The 21397-nt window shown below is 66.7% G+C and carries 10 protein-coding genes; 1 reads left to right on the top strand and 9 read right to left on the bottom strand.

Annotated features, from left to right (window positions below):
- Positions 1-451 precede the first annotated feature (451 nt).
- Positions 452-5572, top strand: coding sequence for a MobF family relaxase (gene mobF, locus K1T34_RS40545; RefSeq protein ID WP_255638832.1), 5121 nt, complete (start codon positions 452-454; stop codon positions 5570-5572).
- 664 nt (positions 5573-6236) lie between these two features.
- Here the strand turns inward: mobF and K1T34_RS40540 are convergent.
- The 9 genes from K1T34_RS40540 to K1T34_RS40500 form a co-directional block, all read right to left on the bottom strand.
- Entirely contained in the window at positions 6237-6770 is a 534-nt protein-coding gene (locus K1T34_RS40540; protein ID WP_220239978.1) for a hypothetical protein, read from the bottom strand.
- Between the two features lie 42 nt (positions 6771-6812).
- Entirely contained in the window at positions 6813-13436 is a 6624-nt protein-coding gene (locus K1T34_RS40535; protein WP_255637919.1) for an RHS repeat-associated core domain-containing protein, read from the bottom strand.
- A 523-nt stretch (positions 13437-13959) separates the two neighbouring features.
- Positions 13960-14388, bottom strand: a complete 429-nt coding sequence (locus tag K1T34_RS40530) for an Lsr2 family protein (RefSeq protein ID WP_220239977.1) — start codon at positions 14386-14388, stop codon at positions 13960-13962.
- Between the two features lie 289 nt (positions 14389-14677).
- Positions 14678-15277, bottom strand: coding sequence for a hypothetical protein (locus K1T34_RS40525; protein ID WP_220239976.1), 600 nt, complete (start codon positions 15275-15277; stop codon positions 14678-14680).
- Positions 15274-17118, bottom strand: a complete 1845-nt coding sequence (locus K1T34_RS40520; protein WP_220239975.1) for a type IV secretory system conjugative DNA transfer family protein — start codon at positions 17116-17118, stop codon at positions 15274-15276. The genes K1T34_RS40525 and K1T34_RS40520 overlap by 4 nt, the downstream gene beginning before the upstream one ends.
- Positions 17119-17176: 58 nt before the next feature.
- Positions 17177-18277 carry a C40 family peptidase gene (locus tag K1T34_RS40515; protein WP_255637918.1) on the bottom strand — a complete coding sequence of 367 codons (1101 nt, stop codon included), beginning with the start codon at positions 18275-18277 and terminating at the stop codon, positions 17177-17179.
- 27 nt (positions 18278-18304) lie between these two features.
- Positions 18305-19168 (bottom strand): hypothetical protein, encoded by an 864-nt coding sequence (locus K1T34_RS40510; RefSeq protein WP_220239974.1) that lies wholly within the window; start codon positions 19166-19168, stop codon positions 18305-18307.
- Positions 19158-20462, bottom strand: a complete 1305-nt coding sequence (locus K1T34_RS40505; protein WP_255637917.1) for an ATP-binding protein — start codon at positions 20460-20462, stop codon at positions 19158-19160. Before K1T34_RS40505 ends, K1T34_RS40510 begins: the two co-directional genes overlap by 11 nt.
- A gap of 134 nt (positions 20463-20596) precedes the next feature.
- Complete coding sequence (locus tag K1T34_RS40500) at positions 20597-21175, bottom strand: hypothetical protein (RefSeq protein WP_220239973.1); 579 nt, start codon at positions 21173-21175, stop codon at positions 20597-20599.
- Between the last annotated feature and the right edge of the window lie 222 nt (positions 21176-21397).

The following is a 21397-nucleotide window of genomic DNA, read 5'->3' as shown; positions in this document are numbered from 1 at the left end:
TCTGACCGAAGCAGGTCTTGACGATTACGTCCCAATGTTATATCCCCTCGAGGTATAGAGTTCTTAATTTTTCGTCGCATTATACTGTTCATTCCAGGTACAGAATAGTCCCAGTCCGATTCCGGTCCTCCCATCCCCGCTGCTCGACTACCAAGAACCGCGATCGGAATCCCAATCTTGTTCGCAGCGTTTTGAATTCTTTTAGCGTCACTTTTTGTTATATGATATAGTGACCCGCCGAAGCCTACCTCAACCGACCCCGACCGGACCGGTATCCCACTCGCGGCGGCCAGTGCCGCTATACCCTCCTCAGGGCTCGGCGAACCCTCCATGTCAGCAAGCTCGTCGTCACTAGAGAATGAGTATAGGGGCAAGATTGAAGTGACGCCACCTACTAGGTCGCCGCCGGCCAGGCCATATATCTCCTGCAGGAGATTAGTGCCGAAGCCAGATATCGTCGCATCGTTCTGGCACTGGTCATAATGCGCAGGAATTGGGGCTCGCCGGCCAGGTGAGCGCTGTCCAGATGCAGGCGTTGTTCGGCGAAGGCCGCCATCCCAACGCCGACGCCATGGAAGCGGAGCTCATCGCAGGCGGCGCGACCACCGACGAAGCCTTGAAAGCTACACAGCTCGGCCGAAATTTCCCCGTCTACAGCGGACTCGACCAGCTTCGGAGCAAGACTTCTCGGGCGTACAAGGAATACAACCGCGTGCACGGCCGTCCTGTCGGGGCGCCGATCGACGCCAACACGCGGCGCGAGATCCGGCACTCTGTGCAGGAGCAGGCGTACCGCGACGCCACGGGAGCATCCGGAGACGTCGATCCGGCCGAGCTGACTGCGTGGCTGGCGAGCGAGCAGAAGAAGCTGAAGCAGGCTGTTTCCGGCTTTGAGATGGTGTTCGCTCCGGACAAATCGGTCTCCGTCGCCTGGGCCCTCGCGCAACCGGCCGAGCGCGAGCTGATCGCGAACCTCGTCCGACAAGCCGCGCGCGACACCTTGACGTACGTCGAGCAGAACCTCGCCTTCACCCGAGCTGGTAATCGAGGTGAGGCCCAAGTGGACGTCGACGGCATCACCGTGGCGACGTTCGAGCATTGGGACTCCCGGAGCGGAGACCCTCATTTCCACATCCACGCGCTGATCTCGACCAAAGTTCGCCGCTCCGAAGACGGCAAGTGGACCGCCCTCGACGGGCGCCCCATGCTGGCGGGCGCCGTCACCGCGTCTGAGTTCTTCGACTCACGGACGCGCGATCTGTTCCGCGCGCAGGGGGCGAAGTGGTCACAACGACCGGCCAACGGCGTCGATCAGAATCGCAAGATCTGGCAGCTGGCGACGGTGCCGCTCCCCCTGATCAAGGGCTTCTCCCAGCGAACACGGCAGTTCGAAGCCGCCCGGGCCCGCCGAATCGTCGACTTCCGGGATCGCCACGGGCGAGAGCCTCGCCCGAAGGAGATCTTCGAGATCGACCGTGCGGCCAAGTTGGACGGCCGGCCGGGCAAGCAGCCGCCGCAGTCGCTCGACGAGCACGCCGCGGACTGGGTCGAATTCGCACGCACGCTCGTGCCCAGCACGATGATCGAGAACCTCGGCGCATCGGTGTTCAGTGTGCCGGCCCGCGAAGACAACGTCCGAGACATCACCGGCCTCGCGACAGCCACTCTCGCGGCGGTCTCCGCGAAGTACGCCCACTTCACCCGCTGGCACCTCGAGAACGAGGCCCACCGGCAGACAGCCCACCTCAAGATCGCCCCAGAACGTCGGCCGGAAGTCGTCACGGAAGTGGTGGAGACCGTCCTGTCTGCCCGGAGCACCGTCACCCTGGAGGGGGCGACGCTCGTCGCCGAAGCCCCGTTCCTCCGCCGCCGCTCCGGCGAATCCGTGTTCCAGAACCACAACTCGACGCGCTACACCACGACGCGGACCTTGTTCCAGGAAGGCGACCTCGTGGCCTGGGCGCAACGACGCGGCGGCCACGTACTCGCGCGCCGGCCCGTAGACCGGGCGCTCAAGCGGTCGTCGCTCAACGACGGACAGCAGCGCATGGTCCGCCAGTTCGCTCGGTCGGGACGGCGGCTGCAGCTCGCACTCGCGCCTGCGGGCGCCGGCAAGACCGTCGCGATGAAGCTGCTGCCCGAGCTGTGGAGTCAAGACGGCGGCCGGGTCTACGCGTTCGGGCCATCCGCACGGGCGGCGCAGGAGATCGGTACTTCGATCGACGCGACGCCCCACACCCTCCACCAGCTCCCGACGGCGATCGAACACGGCTTCGCCGAGCGGATGTTCCCGCTCGGCCCCGGTGACCTGCTAATCGTCGACGAGGCCGCAATGGCGGGGACCCACACCCTGCACGCCGCGGTGACCTACGCGTTGAAGAGGGGCGCCGACGTCCGGCTCATCGGCGACGACCGCCAGCTCGCCGCTGTGGAAGCGGGCGGCGCGGTGCGCCTGATCTCGCTCGACGTGGGTGCGGTGCGCTTCTCCGAAGTCGTGCGGTTCAAAGGCAAGGACGCCAAGCAGCAGGCGAAGGCGTCCCTGCTGATCCGGGACGGAATCTCCGAGGGGCTCACGTACTACGACGAGGCCGGCGTCATTCAGGGCGGATCGATCGAAACCATGCGGGCTGCCGCACTGTTCGGTTGGCGCCGAGACCTGCGGGCCGGCAAGCAGTCGTTGCTGATCGTGCCGACCAACGAGGACACTGTCGCCCTGAATCTGGAAGCCCGCGCGGAACGTCTGAGACGGCAGTCGAAGCCAGTCGGCTACGAGGTCGACCTCCACGACGGAAGCCAAGCCAGCACGGGCGACCTCGTCGTCACCCGCAAGAACCGACGGCGGCTGAAGTTCTTCAGGGGCTCCGATTTCGTGAAGAACGGCGACACCTGGAAGGTCGTCGACGTCGACCAAGGCGGCTCACTCAGAGTTCAGCACGTCGACCATGGCGCCCGGGTCACCCTGCCCCGCGGGTACGTCCGCGCCTACGTCGAGCTGGCCTACGCGACAACGGTCAACCGGGTCCAGGGCATGACGAGCTCCGGCAACAGCCACACCGTGGTGCCTCAGACCATGACCCGCGAGCAGCTGTACCCCGCGGTCACCCGAGCCATGTGGTCGAACTGCATGTACGTCGTGACCGACCTGCACGTCGTGGACCAGCACCAGGAAACGGTCGTCATCGAGGACACCGAGACCGACGACGGCAGAATCATTCCGGGCTACATCAAGGTGCTCAAGTGGGTGCTCAAGCACTCCAGCATCGAGCCGACGGCCACAGAAGTACTGCGCGAGAGCCTCGAATCCGTGGTCTCGATGGCCACGCTGGTCGAGCGCTACAACTACGCCGCGCACTACCTCGACGAGGACACGTACCTCGGGGCCCTGGCGCGACATACACCCGAAACGCTCGGGCAGGAGGCGGAACCCGCTCTCGTGCAGACTCTGCGCATTGCGAGCGACGCCGGTTGGCACGCCGAGCACTTGCTCGCCACGGTGACCGCCGGACCGCCGCTCACCGGGACCGACGACGCGGCGGCCGTGTTGATCGCACGGATCAAGAACTACCTCACCGCACACCACAAGCCTGTTATCGCAGGCCATCCCGACGCGGCGGACGTCACTCGGTGGAGAACGATCATCGACGCCATCGCGCCCGAAGCGGCGGTCGAGGATGTCGGTTGGCACCGCGTCTGGAAGATGGCAGCCGGGGCGCTGGGTCGAGGCCATGACGTCGACGTGGCTCTCACCGCCGCTGCGCACCAGCTCTCGATCCGGCATACGACCGGCTCGGGCGCCGATCCGATGCCCGACCACCTCCTGGCAGAACAGCTCCTCGACCACGAGTTGGTCAAGCAGACCGAGCGCGGACAGGTGCACGTCCCGGCCGTCGCGTGGCAAGCGCGCCCGGACCTCGCCGACGCGCGCCGACACCCCGGCCGGATCGAGTACCTGTCGGAGGTCAACGAAGCCATTCAGAGCAGAATCGAACAGCTCAGGGCCGACGCCATCCGAACAGCGCCGACGTGGGCTCGAGGACTCGGTCCTCGGCCGGCTGATCCGCTGGCCGCGTGGGACTGGGACAACCTGGTCGGGCTCGCCGCGGCGTACCGGGAGACGTACCGGATCACGGAAGAAGACCCTGGTCAGCCCCTCGGCACCGCACCAGCAAGTCACGGAGCACGAGCTCATGCGTGGGCCGACATCACTCAGCGCTGGTCCGGCGTCGGCCCATCCGTGCCTGACCAGGCACGACAAACCCCTCAAATGGACGCACAGACGTTCACCGTTCACGGCGAAACGTTCACGATGAACGACGTCCTCGACCATCTTGACGCAGACGAGGATGCCGTTCCGAGCGAGACCCTTGACCTTCTCGTCGCGCGATACGAACAGCTCGCGCACGACGGCGACGAATCCCGCTACCTTGACCTGCTCGCTCGGTACGTCCCCGGCACCGTGAACACGGCGGGAGAAGCACGTCTCGTGAAGGTCCTTGCCGACGCCCAGGACGTCGGCTGGCAGTCGGAACGAGTGCTCCACGCGGTGACGCGCGGGAACGACTTCAGCTGGGCAGAGGCGCATGACGCCGCCTTGATCGCGGCGTTGCACCGGTACTTGTCGACGCGTCGACCCCCGGCCCGAACCGCAACGCCCAACGAAGCCGACGTCGCTTCGTGGCGCGAAGCGGTCGGCCGGCGTCTCCCGGATGCCGAGGTAGACAACGACGCGTGGGACATCGTGTGGCGCCACGCCGCAGGCGCCGTCCTGAGCGGCGTGGACGTCGGGGAGGCGCTCGACGCCGCGGCTTCGACCGTTGCGACCGACACGGGCGGACCGCCGGCGCAGCGACCGATCACGGTTGCCCACGAGCTGGTCGGCGAGTTGACGCGCCGAGCCACGCGCGAACGCAGGAACCGTCCTGCTCGTCCCTGGCTCCCTCAGACCGACCCCGACGCGCCCGCTGCCGCCCATGGTCCCCGGCTCACGAGGATCAACGACGAAATCGCCGATCGTGTAGCAGCTCTTCGGGCCGAGATGGTGGCCTCGCCGCCACCGTGGGCACAAAGCCTCGGCGCACGGCCGGACGACCCGCGCGATGGCACGGTCTGGGACGAAACCGTCACGCACGTAGCTGCGTATCGCGAGACCTACCGGATCAAAGCCGTCGCCTCGGACAACCCACTCGGCTCGATGCCCTACGGCGACGGCCCCCGGGCGCGCGAGTGGCTCCGTCTACGTGAGCGGTGGCGTTCGCTCAGCTCGCCGGCCGACGCCGTGTTCGTGCCGAGTGACCGCCTTCCCCGCCCGTTCGACGAGCGTCTCGATACGGAATTCAGCGCGGGCGCGGCCGCTCATCGCGTCGGCCACGACGAAATTCACGGCCGCGAGCTGCCAGATCTACCTCCTGCAGTCGACCATGGCCGCGCGAGGTATCTCGCCAGCGACCGGCTCGCGCACGGCCTGTCCGGCAGTCTCACAGAGCAACCACGCAGCCAGGGCATCGCGGACGAGGACTTCAACACGAACCTGGACGTCGACTCGACTCACGAGCAGCGCGGCCTTGGATATTGACCAGCACGCAGTGCATAGCTCGCAGAAGGAGTTGTCACGAAGCAGGGTTAACTCACCTAGACAGCGCGAACCCGCGAAACGGCCATCCGGACGCGTCGCGGGCACACCCTACGGGCCTGGCGTGTACACCGCACTACTTGACAGTCAAGCGCGCGTTCGAGCTTGCAGGTACCGTGTGCGAGAGCCCCAAACCGCGCCCGCGAAGCCCCGACTCGGATGTCAACCTCGCTCCCCGAAATACCCAGGACGAGCGGTGAGCACCGAGTCGAAGTGCCGGCCCTCGTGATCGTCCTCGTCTTCGGGCACGGCCGCACGCCAGAACGACAGCAACAGCTGCGAAGCCCGAAACGGGTGCCCGTTCTCAAGTTCAACCGCGTCTGTTCCGCTGCGCAACATCGGGACGAGCACATCCACGGGAGTCGCGAACACGTCGACCCCCGGTAACGGACTTCGACGCCTTGCCGAGGCCGCCCGATTTCGACGGCTTGAACGGAACCGCGCCGATCGAAGTACGCGAACACAGCAATCCCGGACACTTGGTCCTGCACTGCCCCAGCCCGGCTCAGAGGCGGCAGAACGAGAGAACTCCTTGACCTGCCCGTACTCGCCGAGAGCCGTGCTGGCGTCGTCACGGTTCGAACCGATCAACACCGACCCAACCCGCTCACTGATCGATCAGCTCACGAGCACGCTGGAACGCATACCAGATTAACTCTTCGCGATAACCTATTCCAGCAGCGTGCGCTCGCGTAAACCCCTGCAAAAAAACAAAATACTCCAATGGCCCGCCCTGCTTGGTGCGCATGAGGTTGATGAGAACAGGGTGCTGATAGACCAGGCTTGTCTTGCGACCGGTGTAGAAGCCCCACTTCAGACCGGGATTGATCGACCGCAACACTTCGTTCATGAAGATGTACAGGTCGAACGTGATGGCCGCCCAGTACGGACGAGGCTCGCCAAGGTTACTGGGGTCCTCTTCGACCTCGCGCTTGATCCACTCGGCGGCCAAGCGAACACCGGTTTCGTCAAGCGTGATCTTGATGCCGTTGTACTCCAGCAGCCGAGTCAGCTCACCGATGCGGTCATCCCTCATCGCAATCATGTCGTCGGATACCTCGCGCGCCTTAGATCGCTCCATCTCCCGCAGCGGCCCCGTATGCGGGGGAATGTAAGGAAACCAGTGGCCGAGTTCCATCATGTCGCATCGTTGCTTTCCTGAAGATTCTCTTTGTCCGTTTGATCACAGGTGAGTGATCGCCGTGATACCCGCGTCCATGAGTTTAGCCGCGAGGCCTTCCGTGCAGCCTATGGATCCGGTCGACGGACTACGGAAGAAGTGCCACTCGACGCTGTCTACGCTGCGTTCGGGTGCCTGCAAGAGCGCCTTATCGCGCGCGACTTCCGCCCGGGTTCGCCTGGTCGATCCGGTGCGACCGACCTTCGACTCATACGCGGTTCCGGTCTTGGAGTCATAGACGTCATAGCGACGTTTGCCGTCACCGACCGGGTCGTACTCACGCTGGTCCGCACCCGTTACCGACTGCAGGTAGACGCTGGCGGCGTCGCCCACCGCCTTGTTGGTGAGGATGTCGCGGGCACCGCTGGCGATTCCGCGGATGGCCGCTTGCAGGAGTGAGTCTTCGGCTGCGAGGAACGGCGTGTCCGCGCCGTCGGTGGCGACCTCGGCGACGACGTCGACGACAACGGTGACGGTGTCGGCAAGCCAGTCGATCCAGTCGACTCCGTCGGGGTCGGCGAGGTTGAACGGGTTGTCTGCGACGTAGGCGTAGGGGGTTTGGGTGGAGTTGACCTTGGGGTCGATGGTGAGGAACAGCGCGGTGTGCGGGTCGTAGAACCGCGCGTGCAGGTAGACCAGGCCCGACTCGCTGTCGGTGTACTGGCCGGTGAACTGGAGCGGGGTGGTCGCGGTGCCGCTGTAGGTTGCTGCGCCGTAGGGGGTGTAGGTGTAGCGGCCGGCGAGCGTCCCCGAGGTGCTCAGCAGTCCAAGTGTGGATCCGATCTGGTCGTGGACGTACCAGAAGGTGCCTGTGGCGCCGATTTGCTCGATCGGCAGGCCGCCGGGGCCGTAGAGGTAGTCGGCTGAACCGTCGGACAGCAGGTGGGCGTCGCCTTCGCTGGTGTCCCACAGGAAACTGCTGGTCGTGTTGCCGACCTTCTTCGCGACGCGGAGGCCGGTGCCGTCGTAGGTGTACGTCGCGGACACCGTCGGCGTGGTGTAGCTGGTCAACCGGCTAGCTTGGTCGTAGCCGTAGGTGATCGAGCCGGCGTTCGTCCGCTCGCCGAGCCCGTCGGAGGTGACGGTCGTGGCTCCGGTCGTGACGAGTTGGTCTGCTGCGTCGAAGGTTTGCGTCGTGGCGCCGAGGGTGGTTGGGTTGCCGGCCGCGTCGTAGGCATACGACGTGGCACCTGCGGAAGCCAGCTCGTCTCGCGGGGTATAGGTGATGGCCTGCGCGATTCCGCCGATGTTCTGCGAGTTCAGTTGCCCTGCGGAGTCGCGGCCGTAGGTGGCTGCGAGGAGGGTGGTCGTGCCGGCGGCGGCGGTGGTCGAGGTGAGTTGGTCGGCGTCGTCGTAGCCGTTGGTGACGGTCGTGCCGTTGGGGTAACTCGTGGTGAGCAGCTGGTCGTCGCTGTTGTAGCCGAAGGTGGTCTTGTTTCCGGCCCAGTCGGTGACGGCACTGAGGCGGCCGGCATCGTCGTAGCTTCGGGTGACCGGGGCCGGCTGGCCCGGGTAGCTGACGGTCGTCTGGTGACCTGCGTCGTCGTACCCGTAGGTGACGGTTGTGCCGGAGCCCTGGGTCTGCGCGACGATTTCGCCGAAGACGTCGTAGGTCCAGGTGGACGTGCCGGTTCCGTCAGTCATCGTGACGCGGTGACCTGCCGCGTCGTAGCCGTAGGCGGCAGACGGTGTGGTCTGGTCGGAGTAGGAGACAGAGGTGGCGCGTCCGGCCGCGTCGTAGCCGATGGTCGTGACCCGGCCCGTGGGGTCGGTGGTCGTCAGCACCCGCCCGGCGGGATCGATGTGTGAGTTGAAAGATCGGTGGTCGGGATCGGTTCGGGCGTTCTGGCGGCCTTGGCCGTCGTATCCGTAGGTCGTCTTGTGGCCGAGGCCGTCGACGGTGTCCGCGACCGTGCCGTCGGGGTTGTAGTCGGTGGTCGTGGTCGTCTGATCCGGGCGTGTGGTTTTCACCAGCTGATCGGCTGCGTCGAAGGTGGAGCTGGTAGTGCGGTTGTCGGCGTCGGTGACCGAGGTTTTGTTGCCGTCGGGATCGAAGGTGGCCGCGGTGGCGTGTCCGAGTGGGTCGGTGGTGCGGGTGACGTTGCCGTAGGTGTCGTGGTCGTCGGTGGTGGTCTTCCCGTTGGCATCGGTGCTGGTGGTCAGCCACCCGGTGGCGGTGTCGTAGCCGGACTTCGTGATGTGCCCGAGCGGGTCGGTGACGGAAGTCGAGTCACCGAACGCGTCGTAGGCCGTGGTCGTCGTCTTGCCGTTGGGATCGGCCGAACGCGTGCGATCACCGGGGTGAGCGGCGTCGTCGTAATAGAGGTTCGTGGTCCGGGTAGGAGCCGGGCCGAAGTTCCCTGTGGTGGACTCGACGACGTTGTTGGCCTGGGTGACGGTGACGGAGGTCAGGGCGCGTTCGCCGACCGCGTTCGCCGGCACGTGTCCGGTCTCGTCGTATCCGTTGACGGTGGCCACACCGTCCGGGCCGATGGTTTCGACAAGGTCGTCGTTGTCGTCGTAGGCATAGTTCGTGGTGGAGCCGAGTGCGTTGGACTCCGACGTTTTGTTCCCGTGGTCGTCGTAGGTGAAGGTGGTGAAGTCGCCATCGGGGTCGGTCTCGGTGGAGACGCCGAGGGTGACAGGGTCGTAGGTGTAGCTCGTGGTCCCCGCGTCGGCCGTGCCACTCCCCTTCGTTTCCGAGGTGAGCAGGCCGTTCTGGTAGGTGTCGAGGGTCTTGTGGCCACCAGGGTCGGTGACCAGGACCTGCCCGGTGCTCAAGCCGCCGTCAGGTGCGTAGGTGAAGGTCGTCGAGCGCCCGACGGCGTCCGTCTGAGAGGTGACGCGTTCAGCGCTGTCGTACGCCGTCGCGGTGACAGCCGATGCCGGGCCACCGAAGTTCTTCGGGGTCCGGATCGAGGTCATCAGGTGCGCCGCGTTGTAGCCGTATTGGGTGTGGCCGCCGCCGATGTCGATGACGTCGGTCAGGTTGTCGGCGCTGTCGTAGCCGTACGTGACTTGCCGGTCGGCGGGATCGGTGACTGCCGTGATGTGGTTGCCGGTCCACGTGACGGTGTAGGCCCGGCCGCCGGGATCGGTGATCGTCGTGAGGTGGCCGCTACCGTCGTAGGCGAGACTGGTCTGGTAAGGCGGGGTTGCCTTGGTACCGGCCAGGTCCGTGGCGGCTTGGAGGCGGCCGGACGTGACGTCGAAGGTGAACACGTCTTTGCCGCGGCGAGTGAAGACGTAGCTGTTGCCGTTCTTCACCAACGCGGCGTCATAGCGTGGGGCCGACGGCGCATACGTGCCGGACGAGTCGACGAACGTAACCTGCGAACTGTCTTCCTGGTGGACCGTGACGTTGCCGTTCGCGGCGGTTGTCGCCGTCATGTCGTAGGAGAACGTCCACCCCCAGCCGAGAGGCCCGTCCGCGGCCAGGGATCCGTTGGGGCCGTTGGGGTCGGCGATGCCTTCGGCGTAGCTGCGCGTGAAGGTGAGCGGCATGCCGCGACCCGGCGTGGTCAGGTCGGTGAAGTCCTGTCCGAAGTAGCCGGTGCTCGTGTCGACCGGGTCGCCGGCGGTGCGCTTGGCGCAGCCACAGGCGATGAATGCCGGGTTGGAGCCCTTCGGCGCGTCTTGGATCCCCGGGGGCCCGCCGATCGGTTGGCCGGGCGTGCCTCCCATGGGGACGAATGCGATGGCGTCGTAGGCGACGTCGAAGTCCGAATACCCGCTGCCGCCCATGGCCTGCGAGCTGCCCTGGTTGGTGAGGACGACGTTGCCGCCGTTTTCCATGGCGAAGGTGCCGATGGTCACCCATTGCTCGGAGTTCCAGGCCTGATTGACCCGGATCTTCCACGGCGACACACCGCCACCGGGGTTGATGTTGTACACGACGTTGGTCGCTTCGGCGCCGAGCCCGGGGACGTGCAGCTTGATCTTGTAGTACTGCAGCGAGGGCAGGTTCGGTGTCCAGGTGCCGGTGTTGATCAGGTCGGGTTCGGTGCCGTCCTCGGTGTGGGAGAACAGGATGTGTCCGCCTAGGCCGGTGCCGAGCTGGTGGGTGTCGATCGCGCCGATGGGGTCGCCGGCACCGTTGGTGCCGTACGTGTAGGTAAAGGTGCCGTTGTCGGACCAGTTCGCGGAACCGCAGCCTTGGAGGTTGAGCCGGCTGGGTTGGTCGTCGACGATGATCGACCCGGCCGGGACCTTGGAGGTGTCCTGGTTGCAGGTCGGCGGGTTCTTCGTCGGGTTCGTCGGCTCCGAGCCACCCGAGACCGCATACGGGCTGGTCGCGCACGTGGTGGCGCAGGTAGGGATCCAGGTGACGGGTTGGTGCCACCAGCACTCGAAGTCGTCGAGCATGCAGTGGCTGGCGCCGGGGTTGGTCGGGTTCGTGGTGGTCGGGTCGCAGTGGTTGTCAGCGAGGTCGCACATCGCCGTGAACGGCGCGGGCTGGACCCACCCGGCGCCGTGGTAAGTGGGCGTGACGTAGGCGCGGCTGCCGTAACGCAGCAGCGGTGAGGCCATCCAGCCGAGGACACGTTCCTGGTACGGCCAGCTCGCGGGGTGCGCGGCGTCTGCGTAGGTGTCCTGCAGGTACGGGTCGCGGTTGGGCGGGTAGTCGAGGTTGGCGGGGTTGTTGGTCCAGCCCAGGCCCCACGTGCCGTCCGGGCCCTGGCACGTCGGGCCGGGGGTGCAGCCGGTGGTGTTGCCGTTGGCCGAGTTGGGCTGGATGCCGGAGTTGTAGGCCCAAGCGGCGAAGTACCAGTTCTCCAGATCCTTCGGGTCGCCGTTGTTGGCGATGATCCCGTCGGAGTACAGGGAGTTCCACGTGGTCTCGAGGATCTGCAGGCCGGCGGCGATGTTCTCCTGGTAGTCGACGGCGACCTTAATCTGACCATGGGCGGAGAGGCTGTGGTCGCCGATGTGCATGCCGTCAGTGACTTGGCTGATGCCGTAGCCGCAGTCGGCGCCCGCGTAGTTGATCGAGCGGATGTCACCGCCCGCGCCGTAGTAGCTGGCGATCAGCGGGTCGCCCGCGGTGCCGGCCGGGGCGTGCCACGACGCCTGCGACCAGTTGGACTCCTGCGCCATGATCGCCTCGAACACCGACCGCGGCACAGTGCTCGATCCACCCGTCGGGTGCGACAGCGGGATCAGTGGAAAGTCGCTGTTCGGGGCGTAGGCGGCCAGGCCGAGGTTGTCGAACCCGGTCGGGCGCGTGTAGGAGGTGCCGGTGAGCAGGCCCTGTTCAGCCATTTGCACCGCCCAGTCCACCTGCGCAGGGTCAGGCTGCATGACCTGCTTGGTCGGGTCCAGCGGAGGAACGGCACACGTCGGCGTCTGGGCAGCCGTGGCCGTCGCGGGTGCGGCAGCGGCGCCACCGCCGCCCTTTCCTGCTGCGTCGGCTTTCGGGACCAGGTGACCGGCCGGCGAGTTCACGACGGCTGGCTGGATCGCGGTGGTGAACTTCGGCAACGCCGTCGCGGCCTTCGCGGTGCTGGGTGCCTGCGGGCGGGTAAGAATTTTCCCGGTCCGGGCCGCCTTGACCACTGGGGCGGAGTGTGAGCCGTCTGCGTCCGGGCCGAGCAGGGCGTCGCCGTCGAGCGATGCCGACGTCGCGCCTCGAGCCATCCCGCTGTCGTTCACGGCCGATACCGCGGCCGAGCGGAGGGCACCTGGCTGGGTGTGGGTGGCGCCGGCCAGCACGGCATGTCCGGCCCGCCCCTGGAACAGCTGCAACCGGTTCAGCGCCCCGCCGCCGAGCGCGGTGACGCTGCCGGCGTGCTCGTGAGCGGCGGTTGCGTTCTGGGTGCCGCGCTTGGTCCAGAGGAAGCTCACTCCCCCGTCGGCCGCGGGGCGCAGGTCGTACGTGTCACCGCCGACGGTCGCTAGCACGACAGCTTTTCCCTTGGCCGGCACCGAGACCAGACGCGAACCCGCGACGCCGACGATCCCGTTCGAGGTCGGCACAGCAGAGGTGATCTGGCCGGGCGCGGTAACCGAGGTGTCGATCTTGCCGGTGGCCAGGTTCGCGGTCAGCAACTGGGTGTTCTGGTCGTTCGAACCGGTGTCCGTGGTGAACACGGCCTCGTCGCCGGTGCCGCAGCCCGGGGAGAAGTACTTGAGCCCCACCCCGCTCGCGAGCGGGCGCACGGTCCCGCTCGCGAGTTCGACCGCGTAGGCGATCGCACCGTGGTCCCGCGCGGCCTGCTGGTTCACCGCAGATGCCGGGAGCACCGCCACCGCCGCGAAACGGCCGTCACCGGACAGACACTGGTAGCCGGTCCACGACGAGTCGTCGACCCCCGCCGGTCGGATGAGCGCGGCCTCCTGCCACGCGAACCCGGCCTTCTCCCGTCCCACTTCCAGGTGGTAACCCTGCGCGTCACCCCACCCGTCGATCGCGACATCCGCGGATTTCGCAGCGTCCGCCCCGAAATCCGCCGGCTTCGGCGCCGCCGCCTGCACCGGAGCGGCCGCTTGTGGCCGCGGGGCAGCCGAAACCGTGGCGACCGAGCCGGACAGCAAGCCCACGACAGCGAGAAAAAGCACGAAAAAACAGGCATTGCTCCGCAATGCCCGTCGACGCGCGAACCGCTGAACGACCAGATTTCTGCGCACAGATCTACCCGAACCGGACACAGCACAACCCTTCCACCCAGAAAACACAAGACGGAGTAACGAGGTCGCGCGCACCCGGACACCGAGAGCGGCAGAAAGAAAGTTAAACGCAGCAAGATCGCACGACCATCACCCATTAGCGTGACGGTCCACAACCGGACGAGCGCGGATAACAAGTCAGTAAAACATCAAAAGTACAGAGGAGCCACGGCAAGGATCTTCAATCACAAAACGGACGTACCGTCCTGGCTGCCTCGGCGCAGCTTTCGAAGACGAATCAGGGGAAACCACATCGACCAACGCTTACCGCGAGCACAGCCTTGCTCCTCCTCGGCGCTGCGGTCGCGCCACCGCTCGAGCAACTGGAAATCCTATCGTAAAAAAGTTCCCGGATTCACCCCGAAACAAATATCTCTGATCTCAAGCATGGAGCACAGGCGTGATGATAACCGCCAAACAAAAACGGGCGCCCATGCCTGCCGATTCCGGCTGGCACAGACGCCCGTTCGGGACTACCTTGCGATCAGGCGTTCGCCGACGCTTTCTTGCGAGGAGCGCGCTTCCGTACCGCCGCCGTCGCTTTCGCAGGGGTAGCCGGCTCGCGTTGGGCTTCTTCGTACGCCCGGTCCACCTCCGACGGAAGCCGGCCGCGGTCGGAAACCGCAAATCCGTTCTCCTGCGCCCACTCACGCTTCCTGCGATTGAGCTCTCGCTCCTCCGAGGTCGGAGCCTTCCGCTCCGTCACCGATTCTCCCACCGCGAGCTTGACCTTCCGGCCGCCCACTCGGCGAGCGTGCGAGATGAAGCGCGCCAGCTCGTCTCGAAGTTCTGCGGCGTTGTCGTCGGAAAGATCGATCTCGTACTGCACGCCGTCGATGCCGAACGGGACAGTCTGGGTGGCGATCCCCCCGTCGAGGTCGTCGACCATCTTCACCAAGAGCTTCTGCGCCATGTGCGATGTCCTCCAAAGTCAGATCGGGCACCCGGCCCGAGCTGAGATGACATTACCCCATCACAATGGGCTACGAGCAATGGCCGAAACTTCCAAGATCACCCAGCGATACCTCGCCGACGCACCAGGTTCCTGACATTCGACGCCTGACAACAATGACGGACCGCGCACAGAACCCCGGTTCTCCAGTGTGAGTGTCGCAGTGAACCTGCGATGGATAGCCCAGTCCGCGATGCGCCCCACGACAGCGTGACGCCTAGGTGCGGCGATATTGCTCTTGTCTCGCCGTCTAGCTTTCGAGCGTGTAGCGGTCCGGTAACGATGCCGCGCCAACAGGTTTGTGGGTGTCTGTCAGGCAATGCGGGTGAGTCCACTCCGACACCAAGCGCTCGGCGAACGCCGGTCGCCAGCGGTCGTGCCAGTGCTGTGCATCCCGCGGATTCGCGCGCTTGCCGAGGTGCGCCGCGCGCCAGGTGTATGTGAGAGTCGCGATCTCTGCCAGCAGGCCGGGATGATCGAGCCAGCAGTCAGGGATCGCGACAGCGCGACTGCCGGGGCGTCCGACGTAGACCTCGTTGTAGTACGCGACGAAATGCGCGATCGTGAACAGCGGAGTCTCACCTTCGCACTCCAGATCTTCCGCAGCTGGAGGCGCGGGGAATGCGAGCCATCGGGCAAGGTGTTCCGTGTCAGCGTCTTCACGCGCCTCGATCTGGGCAACACGCTCGTGCAGTTGTTCGAGGAGGCCACGGTGGGCTTGAGCTGCCGACCACAGCCGCTCGATCATCGCGTCGAGCTCGGCACGGGAACGACGGATGCCGGAGTCGTCGTCGAGGTCGCTTGAGTCGGACTCTTCGGGGATGGGGATCTCATGGTCGTCGGCGTTCACGCCGGCACCTGCTCCGACCCAGCAACGGCCAGCCGGTCGCCTGCTCGTCCACTGCGGATGGCGGCGATGTCGTCATTCAGCACGGGCCAGTCAGGGCGCTCAGCGACGTCCGCGGTTCGACCGAGGATGGGTCGCAGGTTTGCGTGCAGGATGAGCACGCGGCCGCGCTCAAGCGTCCGGATGTCGCCCGGTCTGTAGGTCGGCACCGTTTCGAAGCCGACCGAGCCCCGGCCGGACGCGAACAATCCGTCGCTGTGGTGTTGGTAGGTGTGACGCCGGTGGTCGGCCGCGATCGTCGTCAGCCATTCAAGCGTCTTGTCGTCCTTGAGGCCCGGGAAGATCGAGAGCGTGAGAGTGTTGTCGAGCAGGGTCTGCCGGCCGTGCTCGCCGTAGAGCTCGTCGAGCTGGGCCCGTGACTGCGCCGACCAGTGGATGAGGGCGCCCCGGCCGGCGGAGTCCGAGATGAACCCAGGCAGGCGCGGGATCGGTGTCCCCTCGTAGATCTCGTCGAGGATGGCCGTCAGCGGCGGGACAAGCCGACGATGCTCGGTGCTGAGTGCGCGATCCTGCGCGGTGGTGAGGATCTGCTCGGCGAAGGCCGTGAGCACAGGACGTGCTTGGGGCGCCTGGTGCTGGCCGGCTATCACGAAGACGCTGCTGCCGGTGTCGAGGAAGGCGTCGATATCGAAGGCCTCGTCCGGCGTCGGCGTACACAGTGCGCGGATGTCGGGGTTCATGAACGGCTCGATGGCGCGGCGAACGCTCATCCACACGGCGTCGGAGGTCTCGGCGACCATGCCGATCTCCGAGCGCAGGTTGAACGCGAGCTGCGGGAACTCGCGCTGCAGCAGCAGCACGGGTTCTTGATCGGCGGGCTTCGTGATGGACCAGGCGACCAGGTCGTCGACCGTGCGGTGATGCCGTGCCGCCGCGAGGAGGTACGCCTGGAGCACGATGGTGGCGCGGCCGCGGAAGACCTTGTCGTTGCCGCCGACACCGTCTAAGCCCAGGGACGAGCTCTCGATCAGCGTCTCGGCTCGGCGAAGCGCTACTGCCGGGGATTCACAACCCGTGATGGGACTCCAGCGGACGCGCCGTGGCCACTCCACCGTGCCCGTCATGTCCAGCAACCACGCCATCCCTCCGTGTGGCCGGCGCGAACGAGCGAGTAAGCCCCACTCCGCTAGATCGTCCTTCGTCGTGGAGGCAAACAGCGCGCCCGGAGCGGCGAGCATCTTGTGGACGAGGTCGGTGCGGCTCTTCCCGGAACGCGTCGGCGCGATCACGCCGGTCGGGGTTTCGAGCGAGGTGACGAGTCGTTCACGATGCGGGCCGTGGTGCAGCGGCACCGCGATCTCCTCCACTCGGGCCTGCCGGCGCTCCGAGCCGGTGAGGTCGGGACGTGTCCAGGCGGCGGCCTTGCGTGCGGCATGCACGGACAGGTTGGCGCGAACTTCGCGGCGTGACGCGTGACCGGGTGCGGCCGGTGCCAGGCGTCGCCACGCGGGGACGGATACGCCTGTGGTGAGACCGGCGAAAACCAGGACGAGCGTTGAGAAGTAGACGTAGAACGCGAGTTCGTGCCCGGTCAACCCGCCGGCCCAGGGGCCCGCCAGATCGTGTCCCGGATCTCCGAGGTTGATCGCGATCCGAGCGGCGACGGCCAACCAGCCACGCGCCGGCGGCCATGCCCACGTTCCGGTTGTCAGGCCGGTGGTGAGCGTCGCGGCGACGACCAAGGCGGCAGCGAGGACCAGTAGCAAGACGACCGCTCCAGCGACGAGCGCCACGAGGGCGACATCGCGGTCGAAATCGGTTGCTCCGGTGCGATTGCGAGGCACGGCGGTGCACTTCCTCCCGGGTACGGAGGAAGTAGCACCTTCGGCCGGCAGGCGGTCATCAGCGCTGGTTCCCTCCTGGTGGCGGGGAGGGCGCGGCGAGATCGACGATCCGGCGGATCGCGACGATCTGGTGGGTCCAGTCGGTCAGGGCTTCGAGGATGACTCCGTGGCGTTCGTCGTACGCGTCGACGACGAGCCCGTGGCCCGCGTACATCCCGACGTGGCGCGGCACGGCCGCGGTGCCGAGAGCGCCGGGGATGAACAGCAGGTCCCCCGGCAGCAGCTGACCTATGTCGGCGACGGAGTGCCCGGCGTGAGCTTGGCTCAGCGTTCCGGCGGGCACGCCGACTCCAGCCGCGGCCCACGAGGCCAGCATCAGTCCGGAGCAGTCGTAGGAGTCGGGGCCTTTGCCGCCCCACACGTAGCGTTTGCCAACCTGAGCGATCGCGAACCGAACGGCCGCACTCTCGCGTGGATCCGCCGGATACGCGAAACTCAGGGGAAGGCTGCGTTGGCCCTCGTCGTCTGGCCGCACCGGTAAGTCGGACGCCTCGTGGTCCGGGCAGCTCGGAGTTGCCGATACCGGCTGCAGGCCGCCTCCGGATGGCGGCACGGGATTGTCCGGCCCAGCCCAGAACTTGGCGACCAAGTCCGACGCCTGCTGCTCGCGAGGTGCGTACCTGCCGGGAAACCCGCTTCGCTGCACGGCTTGTTCGGCCGCGCCCGGCGGCATCGTCGCCCAGCCGGCGAGAGCCACCAAGTGGTTGAGGAAGGCGTTGGTGGCGTAGACGGGGTTCAGGATCTGCTCGCGCGTGCCCCAGCCCTGCGACGGTCGCTGCTGGAAGACGCCGATCGAGTCACGGTCGCCATAGTCGAGATTGCGCAGGCGCGACTCCACGAGCCCAGCGGCGATCGCGAGCACCGCAGCCCGGCGCGGCAGCCGGCGCTGCCGGACGACGTCGACGATCGTCCGGGCAATGTCCATCGAATCGGCATCCAGCACCTGCCGGTCGATCGGCTGGCTGCCGCCACCCGGCCCGCCATCGGAGCAAACGATGACGCCTGTGTTCTCGTCCGGACTCTCGAACGACAACACAGCCATGCCAACGGCACCCATCGGAAAGCCGACCACGATCACGGCAGCCGCGATGGCGGCCACCAGTCTGTTGCTCGTCCTCGCCACGGCTCACATTCCTAGCCCTGAGTGGAAATCTTCGTCGTCATCAGGCGGATCTTCGAAGAACAGCCACTCCAGGAAGTCATCAACCGTGCGCAACCCCGCTGACAATTCGTCCGAATTAGACATGAGGTCTTCGGTATCGATGCCGTCGCGAGAAGCTGCCTCAGCGGCCGACCACCCCTGCTCAGCGGGGAGGATCTCGGCACGAGACGCACTCACGGAAGCGTCCTGACTGTCGGTCCGATCCGCCGAGCATTGCTCGAGCGCATGTTCCAGCGCCTGTACCGAGTTCACCCCGTAGGTCTCACCGTCGACGCGGACGGGGCTCAGCAGGCGTTCGTTGAAGCGGCTTGAGTCCGGCCAATCCCAATGAAGCACAGCCTCGTCGTCACCGCGGCGGTACGTCTCCGCGTGACCACCGCGCACGGCTTGGACTTCGGCGAGATCCCAACCCTGCAAAGCGAGAACCGGCACGACGTCATCGCGTCCGAGCCCTGTGACGAACCCGTCGGGCCGGTCAAGCTCGTTGATTCGCTCTTCGTAGTGTTGCTGGTTCTGATACGAGCGCGACTCGTCACGCAGGTCTGTGAACGTCGCGGTGCGCGAGACCCGGCTGATGTTCAGAAGCTCGCCGAGGTTGTCGGGGATCTCCGCATACGACTGCACGGCGGCGACCAAGCGGGACGGGTCGGTGACCTCGCGGACGTCGCCGCCGACCTCGAAGATTCGACGCTCCTCCCCTTGGTCGTCGGTACCGTCGATGACGTGGGCGTAGTAGGTCTGCAAGACGTCGTCCCAGCCGACGTAGATCTCACGCTCGACAAAGAGCCCCGGGCTGCGGGGTTGCAGACGGATTCGGCTATCGGCCATCGTCTCGCCTGCCGCGTGTCGACCGTGGGCGAAGCTGGGCGTTCGTATCGAACAGGCGGCGCTCGAAACTCGACAGCACGGTCTGCACGAGGTGCGCCGGATGGTTCTCCGTCTTCCACAGGGCGCGACCTCGCCGCTCGTTGACGGCGCCGACGAGTCGTTGCAGCTCCGGACCGGTCAACCCCAGCGCAGCAGCCAACTCGTCGGCGACGTGGGTCGACTGTCCGAACAGGACCCTCGTAGAGCAGAGAGCGATCAGGTCCTTGGCGATCGCGACGGCCTGCGACCCCACGGCGCCGACCGAGAGCAGGTCCGACAGCTTGTGCAGGACGAGGATCTGGATGATCTGCTCAAGCCGGGAGAGGCGGAGCTCGGCGTCGATCGCCGCAACCGCGCGCGGGCCGAGGCGCAGCTGCCGCCAGCTCTCGTCGCGCACGACGCAGCGGATCTGACCGTCCGAGCGCAGGTCGGTGGCCAGCGAGGACCACGCGCCCAGGCACGTCAGCGAGACCGCGACCACGCGGTCACCACGTGACCGGATGCGGGACAGGTCCATGCTCTGGACCGGGGCGTCCCAGTCGAGGGTGATGTTGGTGGGCGCGTCGAAGAGACCGGAGAGCGTCCCGGAGATCAGGTTGCCGAGCGCGTCGGTGATCGAACGCAGCTCGTCGAGGCACTCACGACGGTCGGCGAAGCGCAGTTCGCGCCACAGCTCTTCATCCGGGTCGGCCAGCTCGCGGTGGACGTCGGGGATGGTGATCGGACGCAGTCGCGTCGCGCCGGACGCAGCGCCCACGAGCCGGCGAAGCACCGTCGCGATCGCGGCTTCGTCCGTCACGGTCGGCGAGTAACCTTGCGATTCGGCCAGCGCAGCGAGCAGTTGCCCCCACCGGCCGAGGACTCCTTCGAGCTCGGTCCGCTGGAGGGTCGCCGACCAGGAGTCCCAGTGCGCGGCCAGGGGCCCGAGGTCCAGCGCGTTCACTCGGGCGCGGCTGCCGCCCCCGAGGACGATCGGTGCCGCCCCCAGCGCCTTGACGACTGGCGTGTACTCGCCCTTGACGTCGCCGCTGATCAGGGTGCGGATGCCGAAGTTGAGCAGCCGCAGGATCATCGCGACGACCGTCGACGACTTACCCCGCCCCGGCTCGCCGAACAGCGCGATATTCGGGTTGGTCGCGTAGCCGCGCAGCACCCACTCGATCGGATGGCAGTAGAAGGCCCCTCCGGACAGCACGTCGTAGCCGATCCTCGCGCCCACCGCCGGCAGCGGGCTGGCCGCGATCAGGGGAAACAACCCGCCGATCTCGCGGGTACTGGCTTGGTAGACGGGCAGCGGTGCCGCCGCCGGGGACCAGCCGTGCCCGGGCTTTGCGTGCCCGCGACGCGGCGCGGACGCGCGGTTGACCGGCTCGCGACCCTCGAACCACCTCAGGCGCAGGCAGCAACTTCGGCTTCCTCCGCAAGCGGAATCGACGTGACCGGCGGGGAGCATTTCGGTCCGGCCCCCACAGTCAGCAGCAGCGGCGCGGTGCAAACAGGCGGCGGATCGGCGTCTTCCCGGTCCGGAGCCGTCGCCGCAAGCGGGATATCGCTGCGCGCCGGTGCGGGACTCGCCGAGGCTACCGTCGCGACAGTCCGCGTCGGAGGTACCAGCGTCGGGCCCTTCTCCGCCAAATGCCGGAACGGCGTCACGACGATCAGCGGCGCCGCACACAGCACGGGGAACCTCACCGTCACGCCGGGCAAATCCGGTGGCCCCAGCGGCACTGCGGCAACCATCGTGGTCACCACTCCCGGCTCGAAGACGGCGATCACCGTGCACGTCGCCAACGTGGCCTGTGCCGTCGGGACACCGACCACACCGCCAACCACCACCCCCGGCGCTCCGACGTCACCCACGAGGCCGGGCCACCAGCCCAGGCCCACAGAGCGCCCCGGCGATCCCGCCCAGCCCGGTCGGCACAGCAGCGGCGGCGACCAGCGTCCGGCCCCGACCGGCACACCCAAGCCGGCGCACCTCCCAGTGACCCACTAACCAACGCCCTCTGAGTCCACCTGGCCAGACCGTGGCCCGTCCCCGCTCAGTGCGGGGGCGGGTCACGTGCCCCGTCCGCCGATGCCGCCGCAGCGCCCCTCCCCTCGCTGCTCCAGCACACCATCCGTCCACAGCTGGGGAGAACACGTCCGCCACAACATCGCAACGCCTTGACGAAACCGAACTCGAAACGT

Source organism: Amycolatopsis sp. DSM 110486, from assembly GCF_019468465.1.
Classification (GTDB): domain Bacteria; phylum Actinomycetota; class Actinomycetes; order Mycobacteriales; family Pseudonocardiaceae; genus Amycolatopsis.
This window is presented reverse-complemented; position numbering and strand designations above follow the sequence as displayed.

Excerpts from the sequence above, each read along its gene's own strand:
- K1T34_RS40540 (WP_220239978.1), bottom strand. The coding sequence starts at position 6,770 with ATGATGGAACTCGGCCACTGGTTTCCTTACATTCCCCCGCATACGGGG.
- K1T34_RS40530 (WP_220239977.1), bottom strand. The coding sequence starts at position 14,388 with ATGGCGCAGAAGCTCTTGGTGAAGATGGTCGACGACCTCGACGGGGGG.
- K1T34_RS40510 (WP_220239974.1), bottom strand. The coding sequence starts at position 19,168 with ATGGCCGATAGCCGAATCCGTCTGCAACCCCGCAGCCCGGGGCTCTTT.